We start from the raw sequence: 17,039 nt of genomic DNA, 5'->3' as shown, positions 1-17,039 counted from the left end.
CAGACGCGCGCGAAGGTGCGCATCAGCGCGGCGGCGCCAGCAATTCGCGTGCGCTCAGGTAACCGTCGCCGTTGGCGTCCTGCCGCGCAAAACGCTCGATCAGCGTGGCGCGATGCGCGGCGCGGGTGATCGGCTTGCCGCGTCGGCCAGGCAGTTCATCGCCCTGCAACACGCCGTCGTGGTCCAGGTCGCGCTGATCGAAGGCGTAGCTCATCCACACCAGGTATTCATCGCGGCCGACGCGGCCATCGCCATCGGTATCCATGCGCTGCAGATACTGCTGGCTGTCCTGCACCTGGGCCTGCGCTTGCGCGAATACGGCCGGCCCGCACACACCACACGCCATCAGCAGGCTACGCATGACCAGACCACGCGCTCCGCGCGCACGCACATCAGCCCGCGTGCCCCGACGATTACGACCCACTCAGCGCATAACCCTTCAGCCGCGCCGCATAGGCCTGCAAGGCGGCATTGCCGCTGGCTTCGGCCTCGTGGCACCACTGCTGCAGATGCTTGAGCCGTTCGGACGCATCGTGGCTGCGCGCCTCCAGCACGGCGGTCAGGCGTGCGCGGTACTCCACCAGCGTGCGCATGCGCGGGCGCTCGGCCACCCAGTGCTGCAATTGCGCACGCGCATCGGGCTTGAGCCAACGCCCGTCATCGACCAGGCCCTTGCGCAGGCGCCGCGGCAGCAACTGCCGCAGCTTGGCGCCGGTGGCCGCGGCCTCTTCGCGCAGCGCCGGGGTGAACACATTGCGCTGGTAGTCGGTCATGGCCTGGAAGCGATGCGAGAGCAAGGCCTTGAGCGTGTCGGCATCGGGCACGGCGATGTTGGGGCGGATGTCCAGCGACGGCGCCACGCGCAGCACCTTGGCCAGGCCGATCGCCTGCAGCCCGCGAATGGCGACCCAGCCGATATCCAGCTCCCAGCGCCGCATCGAGAACCGCGCCGAACTCGGGAACGCATGATGGTTGTTGTGCAGCTCTTCGCCACCGATCCACAGCGCCCACGGCGTGAGGTTGGTGGAGGTGTCGGCCGATTCGAAATTGCGATAGCCCCACCAGTGCCCCAGGCCGTTGACCACGCCGGCGGCCCAGAACGGAATCCACGCCATCTGGATCGCCCATAGCGCGATGCCGGGCAAACCGAACAGCACCGCGTTGATCACCAGCAGCGCGATCGGGCCGGCATTGGCATGCGGGGTGTACAGATGCCGTTCGATCCAGTCGGTGGGCGCGCCCTTGCCGTACTGCTCGATGTCGGCACGCTGCGCGCGTGCTTCGCGGTACAGCTCCACGCCACGCCAGAACACCTGGCCAATGCCCTTTGTCTGCGGGCTGTGCGGGTCTTCCTCGGTCTCGACCTTGGCGTGATGCTTGCGATGGATCGCCACCCATTCGCGGGTGATCATCGAGGTGGTCAGCCAGGTCCAGAAGCGGAAGAAGTGCGCCACCACCGGATGGAAATCCACACCACGATGGGCCTGGCTGCGATGCAGGTACAGGGTCACCGCGAAGATGGTGAGCTGGGTGAACACCAGCAGCACCGCCAGCATGCCCCACACGCCCAACCCGGCCACGCCGGAGGTCAGAACGTCGATGATCGGGTCGGACAACATCGGCATCTCCACAGCGGCGCCATCGGGTTGGGTCGATGCAGACATGATGGGGGCGATGGCGGCAAACTTCACCCTTCGGATGCGTAGGGTGCGTCCTACATTCCTAAAGCGGTTCACACGCCTCCTTTCCCCACTGCGCCTGATGTCACCCGTATGACGGTTACTGCCCAGATGTCCACCGATCCTGCTGCTGTTGCGAACGCCACCCCGTTGATCGAGCTCGACCAGGCCAGCGTGATGCGCGGCCAGGTGCGTGTGCTGCATGCGCTCAGCCTGCGCATCGCGCTGGGGCAGCACACCGCCATTCTCGGCCCCAATGGCTGCGGCAAATCCTCCTTCATCAAGCTGATCACCCGCGAGCTGTATCCGCTGGTGCGCGCCGATGGCCAGGCGGCGGTGAAGGTGCTTGGGCAGACGCGTTGGCAGGTGGATCGCCTGCGCTCGCAGCTGGGCATCGTCACCGGCGATCTCAGCGTCAACCTGGCCGACATGCCGGGGCTGGACGTGGAGAGCGCGGTGCTGTCCGGTTTCTTTGCCAGCTATGTGGTGCCGCCGCATCGCGAGATCAGCGACGCCATGCGCGCACGGGCACGTGAGGCATTGGCCCTGGCGCGCGCCCTGCCGTTGCTGGACCGGCAGTTTGCCGAACTGTCGGCCGGCGAAACCCGCCGCGTGCTGATCGCGCGCGCATTGGTCAACCGCCCGCAGGCGCTGCTGCTGGACGAGCCGTCCACCGGCCTGGACCTGATGGCGCGCCAGCACCTGCTCGACACCATGCGCCACCTGGCCCGGCAAGGCATCACGCTGATCCTGGTGACCCATCACATCGAGGAGATCGTGCCGGAGATCGCGCGGGTGATCCTGTTGCGGGCCGGCACCGTGGTGGCCGACGGTCCGCGCGATGCGCTGCTCACCGATGCCAGCCTGTCGGATGTGTTCGCCGGCCCGGTGCGGGTGCAGCGCGACGGCGAGCGCTATTGGGCGACGGTCGGGGAATAAGCGCGAGGCCAATGCGGCGGTCAACGTAACGGCGTTGTCGGAGGCAGGCGCCAACCACGCTCCGGCCCACGTCAACGCGATTGCCTGCTCGCGACCGCCCTGGCGGCATGCAGGCCTGAGCGGCACGTGTGGGATATCTGCCCGGTGGCAACCACGCCTGACCGCCCTCCCGGCATGACCTTGGACACGGGACGCGGTCGCGGCGGCTGCGCTTAGACTCGGCGCACGCACAGATCAGGAGTCGTTCCGATGGCCCAGTGGTATTTCCATGTTCCCGGACAGGCCGATCGCATCGGCCCACTCGACGACGCCAGCGCCCGCGCGCATGCCCAGCGCCAGCCCGACGCGCTGGCCTGGCGCGACGGACTCGATGGCTGGACGCCGGCCCGCCAGCTGGCCGAGCTGCAGGGCGGCGGCAGCCTGCCGCCCCCGCTGACCGGCGCGGCCGGGCGTGCCGACGAGATCGACTACCGCATCGTCGGCAACGACATGCAGTTCGTCGAGGTCGAGCTGGACCCGGGCGAAAGCGCCATCGCCGAGGCCGGCGCGCTGATGTACAAGGACGCCGCAGTGCAGATGGACACCGTGTTCGGCGACGGCTCGCATGCCGGCCAGAGCGGCGGCGGCGGGCTGATGGGCAAGCTGCTGTCGGCGGGCAAGCGCGTGGTCACCGGCGAGAGCATGTTCACCACGGTGTTCACCCATGCCGGCAGCGGCAAGGCCAGGGTCGCATTCGCCGCGCCCTATCCGGGCACGGTGCTGGCGCTGCGCCTGTCCGAGCATGGCGGGCAACTGATCTGCCAGAAGGACAGCTTCCTGGCCGGTGCGCGCGGGGTGTCGTTGGGCATCGCGTTTCAACGCAAGATCCTCACCGGCCTGTTCGGCGGCGAGGGCTTCATCATGCAGAAGCTCGAAGGCGATGGCTGGGTCTTCGTGCATGCCGGCGGCACCGTGGTCGAACGCGAGCTCGGCCCCGGCGAACGCATCGATGTGGATACCGGCTGCGTGGTCGCCTATCACGCCGGCGTGGACATGGACGTGCGCCGCGTCGCCGGCCTGAAGAGCATGTTCTTTGGCGGCGAAGGCGTGTTCCTGGCCACCCTCACCGGCCCCGGCAAGGTCTGGCTGCAATCGCTGCCGTTCTCGCGCATGGCCGGGCGCATGCTGCAGGCCGCCCCGCAGGCCGGCGGCCAGCAACGCGGCGAAGGCTCGGTGCTGGGCGGACTGGGCCGGTTGCTGGATGGGGACAACCGGTTCTGATGGGGTGAAGCGGCAGGCGGGCTGACACCCTTCCTCCCCGCCGGGAGAAGGTGGCGCGTAGCGCCGGATGAGGGAACGGACGAAGCCTGCTGCGGTCGCATTCCCATGTGGCATCGCTCCGTACCCTCACCCCCCGGCCCGCGCTTGCGGCGCGGGCGCTCCAAGGCACGCGCGCCATGGCGCGCAAGCAGTGCCTTCTCGCCCCCGCGGGGAGAGGGCTCTGGTTCCGTGCTGCGTGCAGGTGGCTGCGGTCATCGCACGAATGAACCGGCTCGCCCTTCTTGCCGGGACCAGGGAGTGCAACGCCTGCAAACGATGCCGTTCTGAATAATCTCCACGCACGCCGGCCATCAGCGCCACAGTGATGGCACGCGTGTATTCTCCCTCGCCTTTCCCATCGACGTTTCCGCCATGACCGCGCTCCGCCGCCCCCGCCTTCTCGCCCTGATGTCCTTGCTCGGCCTGCTTTGTGCCTGCGGCGGCGAGCCACGTCCGGCGGCACCGGCGCCGGTCGTGCAGGCGCCGTCTGCCGGCGCGCCCAAGCCGGTGAAGATCGGCATTGCGCTCGGTGGTGGCGCGGCCAAGGGCTTTGCGCATATCGGCGTGATCAAGATGCTCGAAGCCAACGGCTTTGCGCCGGTGGTGGTGTCGGGCACCAGCGCCGGCAGCGTGGTCGGGGCGCTGTATGCCAGCGGCATGGATGCGTTCCAGATGCAGGAAAAAGCCGTTGCGCTCGACCAGACCAGCATCCGCGACGTGCGGATCTTTTCCGGCGGCCTGGTGCAGGGCCAGAAGCTGCAGGACTACGTCAATGCGCAATTGGGCGGCAAGCCGATCGACAAGTTGCGCAAGCCGTTCGCGGCGGTTGCCACGCGGCTGGAAGACGGCGAACGCACCGTGTTCGTGCGCGGCAATGCCGGCCAGGCGGTGCGCGCATCCAGCAGCATTCCCGGCGTGTTCGAGCCGGTGACCATCGGCCAATACCACTATGTGGACGGCGGCGTGGTCAGCCCGGTACCGGTGGATGCCGCGCGCCAGCTCGGCGCCGAATTCGTGGTGGCAGTGGACATCTCCAGCAAGGCCAGCGGCAAGAATCCCGGCGACCTGCTCGGCACCGTCAACCAGTCGATCTCGATCATGGGCCAGCGCCTGGGCGAGGCCGAACTCAAGCGTGCCGACGTGGTGATCCGCCCCAAGGTCAGCGACATCGGCTCGGCCGACTTCAACCAGCGTGGTGCGGCCATCCTGGAAGGCGAACGGGCCGCGATGGCGGCAATGCCGCAGATCCGCGCCAGGATCGCGCAGTTGCAGGCGCAGCGCAGCAGCGCCACGCGTACTGCCGCCGAGCAGGCTGCCGCTGCCAAGGCGGACGCGTATCGGCGCTGTCTGGCAGAGCGCTCGCGCTGGCAGAAACTGCGCGGCAAGGACGAGGCCTGCGTCGCGCCGTGAGGCCGATGCAGTGCGAGGAAATGCGGAGGTGATGCGGGTACCGCGCACGGCCATGCGGAGCGACGCGGGTGTGGCGTGCCTGTTTTGCGATGCGCACTTTTAACGCCGATGCGTGGGGCGACTGCGGTATTGCTGCTGTGTCGATGTGCCGGGCGGGGTTGCGGCCGGGGCCGCTCCTACGAGGGCGCGGCGTTTTGGGGGACTGACGGCATGCCGGTGGGTCGCGGCCGGGGCCGCTCCTACGGTGACGTCGGGTGCGGTGGCCAACGGCTCAGCCAGGGCCGCTCGTGTAGGAGCGGCCCTGGCCGCGATGCCTTACCGGTAACGCATCCGCATCATCGGCAACGGCAACGGCTCAATAGCGCCAACGCAACGACACGCTGACAAAGCGCGGCTCACCGTAGTTCTGGTAATCCAGGTTGGCCCAGTAGCGCTTGTCGAAGGCATTGCGTACCGCCAACGTGGCGGTCCATTGATCGCTGATGCGGTAGTTGGCGTTGAAGTGCACCAGTGCATACGCGTTTTGCACCACCGTCACCGGCGTGGTGGCGCCGGTGCCGTCGCCGGTGGGACGCGCGATGTTGAAGCCGCGTACCGCGCTCTGCCAGCTGACGCCGCCGCCGATGCTCAGGCGCTCCCAGGCACCGGGCAGGCGCAGCTGCGTGGACAGCTGCAGGTAATCCTCGGGCAGGTTGGCGTAGATCGCGTCGGTGGGCGGGCGCGTCACCTTGACATGGGTAAAGCCGGCATTGACGGTCCAGCCGGGCAGGATCTCGCCGTTGACATCCATTTCCCAGCCACGGCTCTTGGTGCCGTTGATGCCGATGTAGGCCGAATTGCCGTCCGGCAGCGAGGATTCCGGCTGGGTCATGTCGCGCACGGCGAAGTTGTCCTGCTTGGCCTCGAACACGGCGGCGGTGGCCATCGCATGACCGTCGAACACCTGCGCCTTGATGCCGGCCTCCAGGTTGGAGCCTTCCACCGGGGCGAGCAGGTTGTTGTCCTTGTCGCGGAAGTTCTGCGGATTGAAGATTTCGGTATAGCTGGCGTAGAGCGACACGTCAGGCACGATGTCATAGACCAGCCCCACGTACGGGGTGACTTCGTCGCTCACCTCGTAGCGGCCGCTGGTGCCGGTGTAAGCGCCGCTGGTGCTGAAGGCCTGGGTGCGGGTTTCCCAGGAGCTCAGGCGGGCGCCGGCGATCAGCGACAGCGGGTCGGCCAGGCGGAAGCGTGTGGAGGCATACACGCCGCGCTGGGTGGTACGTGCTTCGCTGCGGCGGCCGTTGCGCGCATACGTCACTTCGGAGATATCGCCATCCCAGTTGCGGATGTTGGGGATGAAATAGCAACGTTCGCCATCGCAGGTGGCCCAGTCATCGGGATAGGTCTGCGCGACGCCGTAGGAGGTCGACTGCAGATCCTGCCAGCTGCCGCCGACCACCACATCGTGCTGGCGGCCGAACAAGGAGAAACCGCCGGACAGGTACACGTCCACGCCGTCGCGCGCATCGCTGGTTTCGCCGGCGGCGGTGCGCAGGAAGATGCCGCTTCCATCGGCGGCCGGATAGCCGGTGCCATAGGCGCGCAGGCTCTGCACATCGCCCTTGGTGTGCGCGTAGTTGACGCGCAGCAACCAGTTCTCGCCGAAGCGCTGCTCGAGGTTGGCGAAGGCGGTGCTGGTTTCGCGCTGCCAGCGGCTCCACGTGGGCGCCATGTTGGTCGAACGCGGCAGGTTGGCCGGCGACCCATCGGCAGCGAAGAACGGCACCGTGCCCCAGGTCGAGCCGACGGGGGTGTTGTCCTGGCGCTGATACCCGACGGTGAGCGTGGTGCTGTCGGTCAGGTCGCCTTCCAGCACCGCCATGCCCGACATCTTGTTGTCGTGGTAACGGTCGTAGTAATAGTCGCGGTCCTGCCAGGCCGCCACCACGCGGCTGCGCCAGCGTCCGTCGTCGGTCAGCGGCGCATTGACATCGGCCTGCATGCGGCGGAAATCCCAGGTGCCCGCGCTCACCGCGAACGAGGCATCGAAGTCCTTGCCCGGGCGCTTGCGCAGCAGGTTGACCGTGGCCGAGGGAATGCCGGCGCCGGTGAGCAGGCCATTGGCGCCGCGGATCACCTCGATGCGGTCATAGAAGACCGTGTCGTATTCCTGGTTGGTCGCGCCGCTGTAGGTGGGCAGGCCATCGACCTGGAAGTCGGTGATCTGGAAGCCGCGTGCGTAATACAGCGGGCGCTGGGTGTCGTAGAACGACACGTTGACGCCGGTGACGTTGCGCATCACATCGTCGATACTGAACAGCGATTGCTCTTCCAGCCGCTGCAGCCCGATCACGCTCACCGATTGCGGGGTTTCCTGCAGGGTCAGCGGCAGGCGCGTGGTGGTGGCCGGCTGTGCGCGGCTCACCGCGCCGTTGACGTTGACCTGGTCCAGCGTCTTGGCGTTGCTTGCATCGGCGGCATCGGCGGCACGCGCAGCACAGGGCGTCAGCGCCAACGCGCACAGCAAGGCAGCGGACAACGTGGCCAAAGGGGGGGAAATCGCGGGCATTGGAAGGTTTCTCATCGATCGGTGCGGGACGCGTGGCGTCACGGGGCAGGAAAGCGCAGGCATGCGCGGCGCGTCCCACTCGGGCGACGAGCTGGCTGGCCCTGCCGGGCTGGCGGATCGACGAGAAGACATGCCGGACGCCGCCGGATGTTACGTAAATGTAAATCGTTTGCGTTTGAGAGGCAAGTCACAGTGCGTGCGTGACTGTCCTGCAACCGGCCGGATCAGCCCAGATGCGAGAGCGGCAAGCCTTCCGGCGCTTTCACCGTGCGCAGCACGAAGCTGGAATTGACGTCGGACACGCCGGTCGCATTGAGCAGGTGGTCGAGCAGGAAGCGTGAGAAATGCTCCAGGTCGCGCACCTGGATCTGCAGCAGGTAATCCATGTCGCCGGTGAGCGCCCAGCAGGCCACCACCTCGTCCCAGCCGCGCACGCCCGCGGCGAAATGTTCGATATCGGCCTGGCCGTGCTGCTCCAGCTGCACCCGCACGAAGGCCTGCAGCCCCAGCCCCAGCGCCCTGGCATCCAGGCGCGCGCCGTAGCCGGCGATGATGCCGGCCGCCTCCAGCCGCTGGGTGCGGCGCAGGCAGGCCGAGGCCGACAGATTGACCTGGACCGCCAGCTCCGCGTTGCTGCTGCGGCCCTGCGTCTGCAGCAGCGCGAGCAGCCGCAGATCGGTGCGGTCCAGGGCGATTGGCTGGTCCATATGTTGCGCAGCAGCGGTGGATAACGCACGAATCTTGCGCCTGAAAGGCTTTGGCACGCAAGATTCGCAATCCCGTTGCGCGGCCGCCGGGCTAAGGTGAGCGCTGATCATCGGGAACCGCCGCCGCATGAACACCGCACCGCAACGCGTTGAAAACCAGCTCACCGACAAGGGCTATGTGCCGGTCTACACCACCGCCGTGATCGAGCAGCCGTGGGAGGGCTACAGCGCCGACGACCACGCCACCTGGGGCACCCTGTACCGTCGGCAGCGCGCGTTGCTGGTGGACCGCGCCTGCGACGAATTCCTGCAGGCGCAGGATGCAATGGGCATGGGCGAGACCCACATTCCGCGCTTCGATGCGCTCAATGCGGTGCTGCAGGCGGCCACCGGCTGGACCCTGGTCGGCGTGCAAGGCCTGCTGCCGGAGCTGGATTTCTTCGAGCACCTGGCCAACCGGCGCTTCCCGGTGACCTGGTGGATCCGCCGCCCCGAGCAGATCGACTACATCGCCGAACCGGACCTGTTCCATGACCTGTTCGGGCACGTGCCGCTGCTGATGAATCCGCTGTTTGCCGACTTCATGCAGGCCTATGGCCGTGGCGGGGTCAAGGCGCACGGCATCGGTGCGGACGCACTGCAGAACCTCACCCGCCTGTATTGGTACACGGTGGAATTCGGCCTGATCGCCACGCCCCAGGGGCTGCGCATCTTTGGTGCCGGCATCGTGTCGTCCAAGGGCGAATCGCTGCATTCGCTGGAATCGCCGGCGCCCAACCGGATCGGCTTCGACCTGCAACGGATCATGCGCACGCGCTACCGCATCGACAGCTTTCAGAAGACCTACTTCGTCATCGACAGCTTTGCGCAGTTGATGGACGCCACCGCGCCGGACTTCACCCCGATCTATGCCGATCTCGCGCAGCAGGCGCAGGTGCCGGCCGGCGCGGTGCTGGACACCGATCGGGTCCTGCAGCGCGGCAGTGGCGACGGCTGGAGCACAGGCGGCGACGTCTGAGGCTGCACCGACTCGACACCACCGCCGAGCCGGACTATGGTCGACCCTTCCCACACCGCCCTCGCTCAATGGACCTGACGCAGCTTCGCATCCGGCGTTTGGAGCTGGACGACACCCGCCTGCTGTTCACCCTGGCCAACGGCATCCGCATCGACGAGCCGATCCAGGCGCATCGGTTGTTGTTCAAGGCAGCGCCGCCGCAGCGTGCGCAGTGGCAGCTCACCGACGACGGCTTCGGGGTGAACTGGCCGGCAGTGGCGCCCCCCACGGCAGACGGGTTGCTCAACATGCCCGAGCTGTTGTGGCGCCGGCGCAGCGCACGCGCGCAAACCAAACTGAGCGCGCTGCGCGGGCGCATGGATGCCCTCTCGCCGGGCGAGCGCGAGCTGGTGGCCTTGGCACGGCTGGATGCGGACATGAGCGAGAGCGGCTATGCGCGCTACTTCGACCGCTGGGATGCCGCCACCCGGCGCGATGCCTTGCAGGGGCTGGGCGCGATGGGCGCGGCACAGGCGCGCCAGGCGATCGAAGGCCTGGGCACGGTATTCGAACGCCTGGAAGAAGACCCCAACCTGCTCAGCATCGAAGACATTCTCGATGCCATGAGCGAGACCGACCGCCAGCGCGTGGATGGCTGGGAAGAGGTCTACTACCGCCGCTGCGGCGAACTGGCCCGGCTGGGGCTGACCCACTACGGGGTCGACAAGGCGTAATACGCGCACGCTGGCCGCTGGACAGCTGGACAGCTGCGGGCGGCAGGTGGCGATGGCGCGCATCGACGCTACACGCGTTGTCGGCACATGCTGCCGACGGTCGTCGGCTTGCGAACAGGGCTGCGGCCGGGACCGCGCGACAGCGCCGTGGTGCAGGTAGCGGTTGAGCAGCGCGTCTGCGGTGCCGCCACCTGCGATGCACCAAGATGACAGCTCACCCTGCCGGCTTGGGAAGATAGGCCAACAGCAGCACGAGCGGTTCCTCGCCGGCCTGCTGCAAGGCGTGCGTACTTCCCGGCCGTGTCAGCAGCGCATCACCTGCAGTGACTGCGTATTGCCTGCCATCCAGCGCATACAGCCCACGCCCGCTGACGATGTAGTAGATCTCGTCCTTGTCGTGCAGGTGCAGGCCGATGCCTGCGCCTTTGTGCAGCACGCGCTTGCGCAGCACGAATTTCAGGTCGGGCGCATCGGCGAAGAACGGATACGCCGTGGTGGGGCCGGCGCCGCCGTGCGGGCCGGGTTGTGGGCGTGCCAGGTCGCGTTCGTGTACCACCAGCGAGGGATGCGCCTGCGCCGCGCGTTGGGCGGCGGTGTCGGCGGCAGCGCCGCAGTCGGCATCGCGGCGCAGCTGTGCTGCGAGACCAGGTTGCAGCTGCACCCATCCCTGCACGACCAGGCACGCCACGGCCGTGGCGCCAGCGCGGCTGAAATGGGTGCCATCGGCCTTGCCCTGTTCGGGAACGAACAGGAAATAGGGTCTGGCCGCCTGTTCGCCGAGGGCGCGGATCCAGGCGCTGGAACTGGCGTTGAGATCGATCAGGCCGACGTGTTCCTGCGCGGCGAGTTGCTGCATGGCCAGGGTGTAGCGGCCATGGGTGTCGAGCAGCGCGCCGAAGTCGTAGAGCAGGCGGGCTGCGGGGGTGATCAGGATCGGCGTGGCGCCCTTGCCGCGCGCGGTGGCGATATAGCGGCGCAGGAACTGCTGATAGTCACCCTGCGGGTCGGTGTAGCGGGTTGGATCTTCGTGTTTGGCGTCGTTGTGGCCGAACTGGATCAGCAGCACGTCGCCGGCACGGAGGTCCTTGGCGATGGCGTCCAGGCGCCCTTCGGCGATGAAACTACGGGTGCTGCGGCCGCCCTTGGCGTGATTGCGCACCTGCCATTGCGCCGGGTCGAACCACTCCTGCAGCATCTGGCCCCAGCCGGCCTGCGGCGCACGCTCGGCACCGTATTCGGCAGCGGTGGAATCGCCGGCGATGAAGATGCGGTGTGGGTCGGCACGGGCATTATTTGCGCAGAGCAGCAGCAATGCGAACAGCAGCAGACGCATGGTGGGCTCCGGGAACAATGCTAAGTGCGCGACGCTGTTCCTTCTCCCATCGGGAGAAGGTGCCCGAAGGGCGGATGAGGGTGCGCCTCAGAGATCTGCGAGCGCCTAAACGCGTCGCCACGCGCCTTCAGAAGTGACGCATCGACCGTTTTGCCTCGTAGTCCCGCCCCAGCCTCTCTCCCAACGGGAGAGGGGCCTTGGCGTTACCTGTGCTGGTTACGCTGCGGCAGCTGCGGCAGCTTCGGGCTTGCCCAGCACGCCGGCGACGAAGGCGCGGATCTCGGCGTCCTGCGCATTGTCGAAGAAGCACTGCTGGAAACGCTCGCCGCCCACGGCCTGCTTGATCAGCTCCGGGTCGATGGCGCGCAGGCCGTCCAGGTAGGACTTGGCGGTGGCCTGCTTGAGCTGGGTCAGGATGCCGGCATTGGCGGCCTGCGATTCGCGACGCTCGGCCGGGTAGCCCAGGCCACGCTCGCCGCTGAAGGCCTTTTCGAAGATGTAGCGCACGTTGATTTCCGCGCCCCAGCCATAGCCCTTGGCGAATGCCAGCGACAACGCGTTGCCGTTGTTGACCTGGGCGAACAGGTAGGCGTCGGTCGGCTCGATGCAGTAGCCGCAGAACACGCCCGGATGCGCATTGAGCGACATCATCGCGCCCTGGCCGGTACCGCAGCCGGCGACGACGAAGTCCACGGCCTTTGAGTTCAGCAGCAGGCTGGCGACGATGCCCAGGTGGATGTAGGTCAGGCGATGGTCGTTGTCACCGTCCATGCCGACGTTGAAGACGGTGTGGCCCTGCTCGCCGGCAACGTCGTTGAGCTGCTGCAGGATCACCGGGTTCTTGCCGGCCTGACTGAACTCGTTCATGAGTGCGATTTTCATGGGAATGCTCCGATTGGGTTTGGGGACGTTGTTTCGAATGTGGATGTGGAATGTGGCTGGTGTGTGCGCTTGGGTGCTGTCTTGATCCGCTTTTTCCAGTGCCTTGTCCGGGAAGGATCAAGACGCTGACCGACAACGGACGAAACGTTGCGGGGCCTGCCGCGCGCCTCTGGTCGATGTACGTGCCTGCCGGCCCTCATCCGCCCTGCGGGCACCTTCTCCCGGAGGGAGAAGGAATGACGCAATGCCCGCAGGAAAGCGCGCTTGACTCAGCGTGCCAGCCAGCCGCCGTCGACCGGAATGATGGCGCCGTTGACGTAGTCCGAGGCGCTGCTGGCCAGGAACACCGCGGTGCCGCCGAGGTCGGCCGGCACGCCCCAGCGCGCGGCCGGGATGCGGTCCAGGATGGCCTTGTTGCGGTCCTGGTCGGCACGCAGCTGGGCGGTGTTGTCGGTGGCCATGTAGCCGGGCGCGATGGCATTGGTGGTCACGCCCTTGCTGGCCCATTCGTTGGCCAGCAGGCGGGTGATGCCGGCGATACCGGACTTGCTGGCGGTATAGGACGGCACGCGGATGCCGCCCTGGAACGACAGCATCGAGGCGATGTTGATGATCTTGCCGCTACCCTGGGCGATGAAATGGCGGCCGGCGGCCTGCGCCATGAAGAAGGCCGACTTGAGGTTGACGTTCATCACGTCGTCCCAATCCTGCTCGCTGAAATCCACCGCGTCGGTGCGGCGGATCAGGCCGGCGTTGTTGACCAGGATGTCCAGGCGACCCAGGCCGTCCAGCGTTTCCTTGAGGATGCGCTCGACCGGCTCGACGCTGATCAGGTTGGCCTGGATGGCGATGAAGCGGCGGCCCAGGCCCTTGACCAGTGCTTCGGTCTCGGTCGGCGCCTGGATGCCGGCGGCGGCGATGTCGGCGCCGGCCTGTGCCAGTGCCAGCGCGATGCCCTGGCCCAGGCCCGTGTTGGCACCGGTGACCAGTGCGACCTTGCCTTCGAGACTGAACGGATTGCTCATTACCTTATCGCTCCTGCTGGATGTGCCACGTTGTGATGAGTGAGCCGCGCGGCGCGCGGCAGAATGCGTTGATGTCGTTTCGACTGCTGCGTTGCGAACGCCTGAGGTGGAGCGCGCTGGCGCTGCCGGTGCGGGCCTGGATCGCAGGCTTTACCAAAGCGAACGATGGCGAGAAGCAGGCTTACTTGAGCTGGCAGATGTCCAGCACGTGCATGTCGGTGTAATCCAGGTTCTCGCCGCCCATCGCCCAGATGAAGGCGTAATTGCTGGTGCCGGCGCCCATGTGGATGGACCACGGCGGCGACACCACCGCTTCGTTGTTCTGGATCACGATGTGGCGCTGCGCCTCGGGCTCGCCCATGAAGTGATAGACGCGGTCGTTGGCGCCGAGATCGAAGTAGAAGTACACCTCGCTGCGGCGGTCGTGCAGATGCGGCGGCATGGTGTTCCAGACGCTGCCCGGCTTGAGCACGGTCAGGCCCAGCAGCAGCTGCGAGGACTGGCAGGTGGCCGGCACGATGTATTGGTAGATGGTGCGCTCGTTGCTGGTTTCCAGCGCGCCACGGTCCAGGGCCACGGCATCCTTGATCGAGAGTTGCCTGGTCTCGAAGCGCGCATGCGCCGGCGTCGAGGCCAGATAGAACTTGGCCGGGTTGGCGGCGTCGTCCGAAGCGAAGCTGACATCGGTACTGCCCATTGCCACGTACAGCCCATCCTTGGGGCCAAGCGTGTAGGCGGTGCCGTCCACGGTCACGGTGCCGGTGCCCGCGCCGACGTTGATCACGCCCAGCTCGCGGCGCTCCAGGAAGGCATGACCGGCGGCGGAGGCCGGCTCGGTCTGCCTGGGCAGTTCCAACGCGGTGCCGAGCGGCGCCGCGCCACCGAGCACGAAGCGCTCGTAGTGGGTGTACTTCAGCGTGACCGCATCGTCGACGAACAGGCCATCGAGCAGATAGAGCTCGCGCAGGTCGTCGTTGCTGGCGCCCTTGATGGCGTCGGGATGGGTGGCGTAGTGGGTCTTGCAGTACAGGGACATGCGCGATCTCCGGTGCCAAGCGCGGGGGGATTGGCTTGCACCCGGCCATTCTACCGGCACTGGTTAACCGGTGTCATTGCGCAGTGCACGATGGGGGTTCGACGGTGCGGCGGCCCCTCCCTCACCCCAACCCCTCTCCCGCAGGCGGGAGAGGGGCTTCACGGCAGCGATCGGCGGACTGCCTTCCCCCGCCTGCGGGGGAAGGTGCCCGAAGGGCGGGTCGGGCAAGCCGTTGGCCGAACGCGCCAGCTGTTCTCACCCTGACGGTCACAACGCCCTGCAGGGTGGCGTGGCGTATCGGGTGTGCGGCTTGAACGGTGAGGGGTGTTCTGGCGCGTTTCTGGCGCATGCCTACGTTGCGCTTAGATGGCTGCCTGCCGCCTTGCCCTCACCCCAACCCCTCTCCCGCAGGCGGGAGAGGGGCTTCACGGCAGCGATCGGCGGACTGCCTTCCCCCGCCTGCGGGGGAAGGTGCCCGAAGAGCGGATGGGGGCAAGCCGTTGGCCGAACGCGCCAGTCGTTCTCACCCTGATGGTCACGACGCCCTGCAGGGTGGAGCGGCGTGTCGGGTGTGCGGCATGCGCGGCGGGGGGTGTCTTGGCGCGTTTCTGGCGCATGCCTACGTTGTGCTTAGATGGCTGTCTGCCGCCTTGCCCTCACCCCAACCCCACTCCCGCGGGCGGGAGAGGGGCTTCACGGCAGCGATCGGCGGACTGCCTTCCCCCGCCTGCGGGGGAAGGTGCCCGAAGGGCGGATGGGGGGCAGCCGTTGGCCGAACGCGCCAGCTGTTCTCACCTCGACGGGCACAATGTCCTGCAAGGTGGAGCGGAAGCCAGCACCGCGCGGGGCGCGACGCGCGGCCCTCAAATCTTCCGGCGCGGCACAGCACGGCGCGGCGCTCAATCTTCCGGCGGTTGGCAGGAGTCGCGCACGATCAGGTGCGGGCGCACGCTGGCGGTGGGCAGCTGGGGGGCATTGTCGGGCTGGATCAGCATCGCCGCGGCAGTGCGGCCGGTGTCGCGGGTGTGGCGGCGCACCGAGGTCAGCGGCGGCCACAGCCGGGAGGCCAGCGAGCTGTCGTCGTAGCCGATCACCGACAGCTGGCGCGGGATGCTGATGCCGGCGCGCAGCGCCACCTTGTAGATACCGGCGGCCATTTCGTCGTTACCGGTGAAGATGGCGGTGGGGCGTTTCTTGCCCAGCAGCAGCTTTTCGGCCGCGGCCACGCCCGATTCGAAGGTGTAGCCGGCTTCGACGATGCGCTCGGGTGGCAGTTCGATGCCGCGCCGGGTCAGCGCGTCGGCAAAGCCGGAGGTGCGCTCGATCGAGGAACGGTAGGCGCTGGGGCCGGTGACCAGCGCGATGTCGCGGTGGCCGAGCGAGAGCAGGTAATCGGCCGCCTCGGCGGCGCCGTCGCGGTCGTGGGTGATCACCGTCTGCGAGGTGGTGTCCAGCGCGACCGAGGCGATGCGGGTGTAGCGGCAGCCGATCTCGGCCAGCATGTCGGCCAGCGCCTGGTCCTCGGAGGCGCGCGGCACCAGGATCACCCCGTGCAGCTTCTGCGCCTGGGCGAAGCGGCGCACGCCTTCGATGTAGCCGGGGCTGCGGCTGTCGCAGGGGTGCACCACCAGCTCGAAGCTGGAGCCGCGCAGCGCGTCCAGCGCGCCGTACTGCATGTCCACGATGTATTGCGCGGTGGGGTTGTCGTAGACCATGCCGATCAGGAACGAGCGCCGGAACGCCAGCCCGCGCGCCAGCGGGTCCGGCGCGTAGCCGACCTCGCGCATCAGCGCCTCGACCTTCTCGCGGGTGTCCTGCCGCACCAGCGGCGAGTTGTTGATGATCCGCGAGACGGTCTTCTTGGAGACCCCGGACATCCGGGCGATGTCGTTGATCGTGGCTACCTTGCCCTTCGGCAGGCCAGGCATTCCCTCTTCGGGCATCTTGCGGGCGGGCATAGCGGTCAACCGTTCGAGTTGAATGGATTCTACCGGCCAGCGGGTCGGCAAGCCGTCGCAGGCTTGCCGATGTCCCGCATCCGCAGCACCGGACGCGCCGCGGCCCGGTGCGCCGCGACATGCCCGCCAATGCAGAACGGTCAGTCCAGGGCGCGGTAGCGGAAGTTGCGGAACTCCACCTGACCCTGCCCGGCGGCATACAGCGCCGGTTTCAGGGCCAGGAACTTGCCGGCCACGTTGTGGTGGTAGCCGGACACTTCCATCTGCACCGGGTACTTGGTCCAGGTGGTGCCGTCGGTGCTGCTGTGGATGGTGACGATGTGGCGGTTGTTGGTGACGCGCAGCCACACGCTGCCGCCGGTGCTGCTGGGCGCCAGCTTGGCCGGGCGCTCCTCGCCGTAGCGGTGCATGACGAACTGCTCGCCATTGCTGCCGACGCCGGCGTAGAGCTTGTCGCTGTAGAACAGCAGCGCCCCGCCCGATGCC

At 67.5% G+C, this 17,039-nt stretch carries 14 protein-coding genes and 1 pseudogene; 5 read left to right on the top strand and 10 right to left on the bottom strand.

The window, feature by feature from the left end; all coding sequences use genetic code 11:
* Nucleotides 1-22 precede the first annotated feature (22 nt).
* Both EO139_RS19640 and EO139_RS19635 read right to left on the bottom strand, forming a co-directional pair.
* Nucleotides 23-361 carry a calcium-dependent protein kinase 21 gene (locus tag EO139_RS19640; protein WP_126972101.1) on the bottom strand — a complete coding sequence of 113 codons (339 nt, stop codon included), beginning with the start codon at nt 359-361 and terminating at the stop codon, nt 23-25.
* Nucleotides 362-413: 52 nt separating this feature from the next.
* The gene (locus EO139_RS19635) at nt 414-1,619 is read right to left on the bottom strand and encodes a fatty acid desaturase (protein WP_104650437.1); all 1,206 of its coding nucleotides are present in this window, start codon (nt 1,617-1,619) and stop codon (nt 414-416) included.
* A 153-nt stretch (nt 1,620-1,772) separates the two neighbouring features.
* Between EO139_RS19635 and EO139_RS19630 the strand changes: the two genes are divergently transcribed.
* From EO139_RS19630 to EO139_RS19620, 3 genes are all read left to right on the top strand, one after another.
* Entirely contained in the window at nt 1,773-2,618 is an 846-nt protein-coding gene (locus EO139_RS19630) for an ATP-binding cassette domain-containing protein (RefSeq protein ID WP_126972099.1), read from the top strand.
* 249 nt (nt 2,619-2,867) lie between these two features.
* Nucleotides 2,868-3,878, top strand: a complete 1,011-nt coding sequence (locus tag EO139_RS19625) for a TIGR00266 family protein (RefSeq protein ID WP_104585787.1) — start codon at nt 2,868-2,870, stop codon at nt 3,876-3,878.
* Between the two features lie 411 nt (nt 3,879-4,289).
* Complete coding sequence (locus tag EO139_RS19620) at nt 4,290-5,327, top strand: patatin-like phospholipase family protein (RefSeq protein ID WP_104585789.1); 1,038 nt, start codon at nt 4,290-4,292, stop codon at nt 5,325-5,327.
* A 355-nt stretch (nt 5,328-5,682) separates the two neighbouring features.
* Here the strand turns inward: EO139_RS19620 and EO139_RS19615 are convergent, their stop codons facing one another.
* Nucleotides 5,683-7,881 (bottom strand): TonB-dependent siderophore receptor, encoded by a 2,199-nt coding sequence (locus EO139_RS19615; RefSeq protein ID WP_104585791.1) that lies wholly within the window; start codon nt 7,879-7,881, stop codon nt 5,683-5,685.
* A 224-nt stretch (nt 7,882-8,105) separates the two neighbouring features.
* On the bottom strand, nt 8,106-8,588 hold the full coding sequence (locus EO139_RS19610) for an Lrp/AsnC family transcriptional regulator (RefSeq protein ID WP_104585793.1): 483 nt from the start codon (nt 8,586-8,588) through the stop codon (nt 8,106-8,108).
* 127 nt (nt 8,589-8,715) lie between these two features.
* Between EO139_RS19610 and phhA the strand changes: the two genes are divergently transcribed.
* Both phhA and EO139_RS19600 read left to right on the top strand, forming a co-directional pair.
* Complete coding sequence (gene phhA, locus EO139_RS19605) at nt 8,716-9,606, top strand: phenylalanine 4-monooxygenase (RefSeq protein WP_119130107.1); 891 nt, start codon at nt 8,716-8,718, stop codon at nt 9,604-9,606.
* A gap of 68 nt (nt 9,607-9,674) precedes the next feature.
* On the top strand, nt 9,675-10,319 hold the full coding sequence (locus tag EO139_RS19600; RefSeq protein ID WP_104585797.1) for a DUF4375 domain-containing protein: 645 nt from the start codon (nt 9,675-9,677) through the stop codon (nt 10,317-10,319).
* 214 nt (nt 10,320-10,533) lie between these two features.
* Here EO139_RS19600 and EO139_RS19595 read toward each other — a convergent pair whose 3' ends face one another.
* The 6 genes and pseudogenes from EO139_RS19595 to EO139_RS19570 all read right to left on the bottom strand — a co-directional run.
* Nucleotides 10,534-11,652 carry a GDSL-type esterase/lipase family protein gene (locus EO139_RS19595; RefSeq protein ID WP_164739936.1) on the bottom strand — a complete coding sequence of 373 codons (1,119 nt, stop codon included), beginning with the start codon at nt 11,650-11,652 and terminating at the stop codon, nt 10,534-10,536.
* A 216-nt stretch (nt 11,653-11,868) separates the two neighbouring features.
* Nucleotides 11,869-12,534 (bottom strand): RpiB/LacA/LacB family sugar-phosphate isomerase, encoded by a 666-nt coding sequence (locus tag EO139_RS19590; protein ID WP_126972097.1) that lies wholly within the window; start codon nt 12,532-12,534, stop codon nt 11,869-11,871.
* A 269-nt stretch (nt 12,535-12,803) separates the two neighbouring features.
* Nucleotides 12,804-13,559 (bottom strand): 2-dehydro-3-deoxy-D-gluconate 5-dehydrogenase KduD, encoded by a 756-nt coding sequence (gene kduD / locus EO139_RS19585; RefSeq protein WP_115675601.1) that lies wholly within the window; start codon nt 13,557-13,559, stop codon nt 12,804-12,806.
* Nucleotides 13,560-13,740: 181 nt separating this feature from the next.
* Nucleotides 13,741-14,595: a 5-dehydro-4-deoxy-D-glucuronate isomerase gene (kduI, locus tag EO139_RS19580; RefSeq protein WP_104585805.1), complete on the bottom strand. Its 855-nt coding sequence runs from the start codon at nt 14,593-14,595 to the stop codon at nt 13,741-13,743.
* An 899-nt stretch (nt 14,596-15,494) separates the two neighbouring features.
* Nucleotides 15,495-16,553: a LacI family DNA-binding transcriptional regulator gene (locus tag EO139_RS19575; RefSeq protein ID WP_024939515.1), complete on the bottom strand. Its 1,059-nt coding sequence runs from the start codon at nt 16,551-16,553 to the stop codon at nt 15,495-15,497.
* Between the two features lie 140 nt (nt 16,554-16,693).
* Nucleotides 16,694-17,039 (bottom strand): annotated as a pseudogene (locus tag EO139_RS19570) (xylosidase); the annotation flags it as partial.

The sequence above is a fragment of the Xanthomonas sp. BRIP62411 genome (genome assembly GCF_003993525.1).
GTDB classification, from domain to species: Bacteria; Pseudomonadota; Gammaproteobacteria; order Xanthomonadales; family Xanthomonadaceae; genus Xanthomonas; species Xanthomonas euroxanthea.
This window is presented reverse-complemented; position numbering and strand designations above follow the sequence as displayed.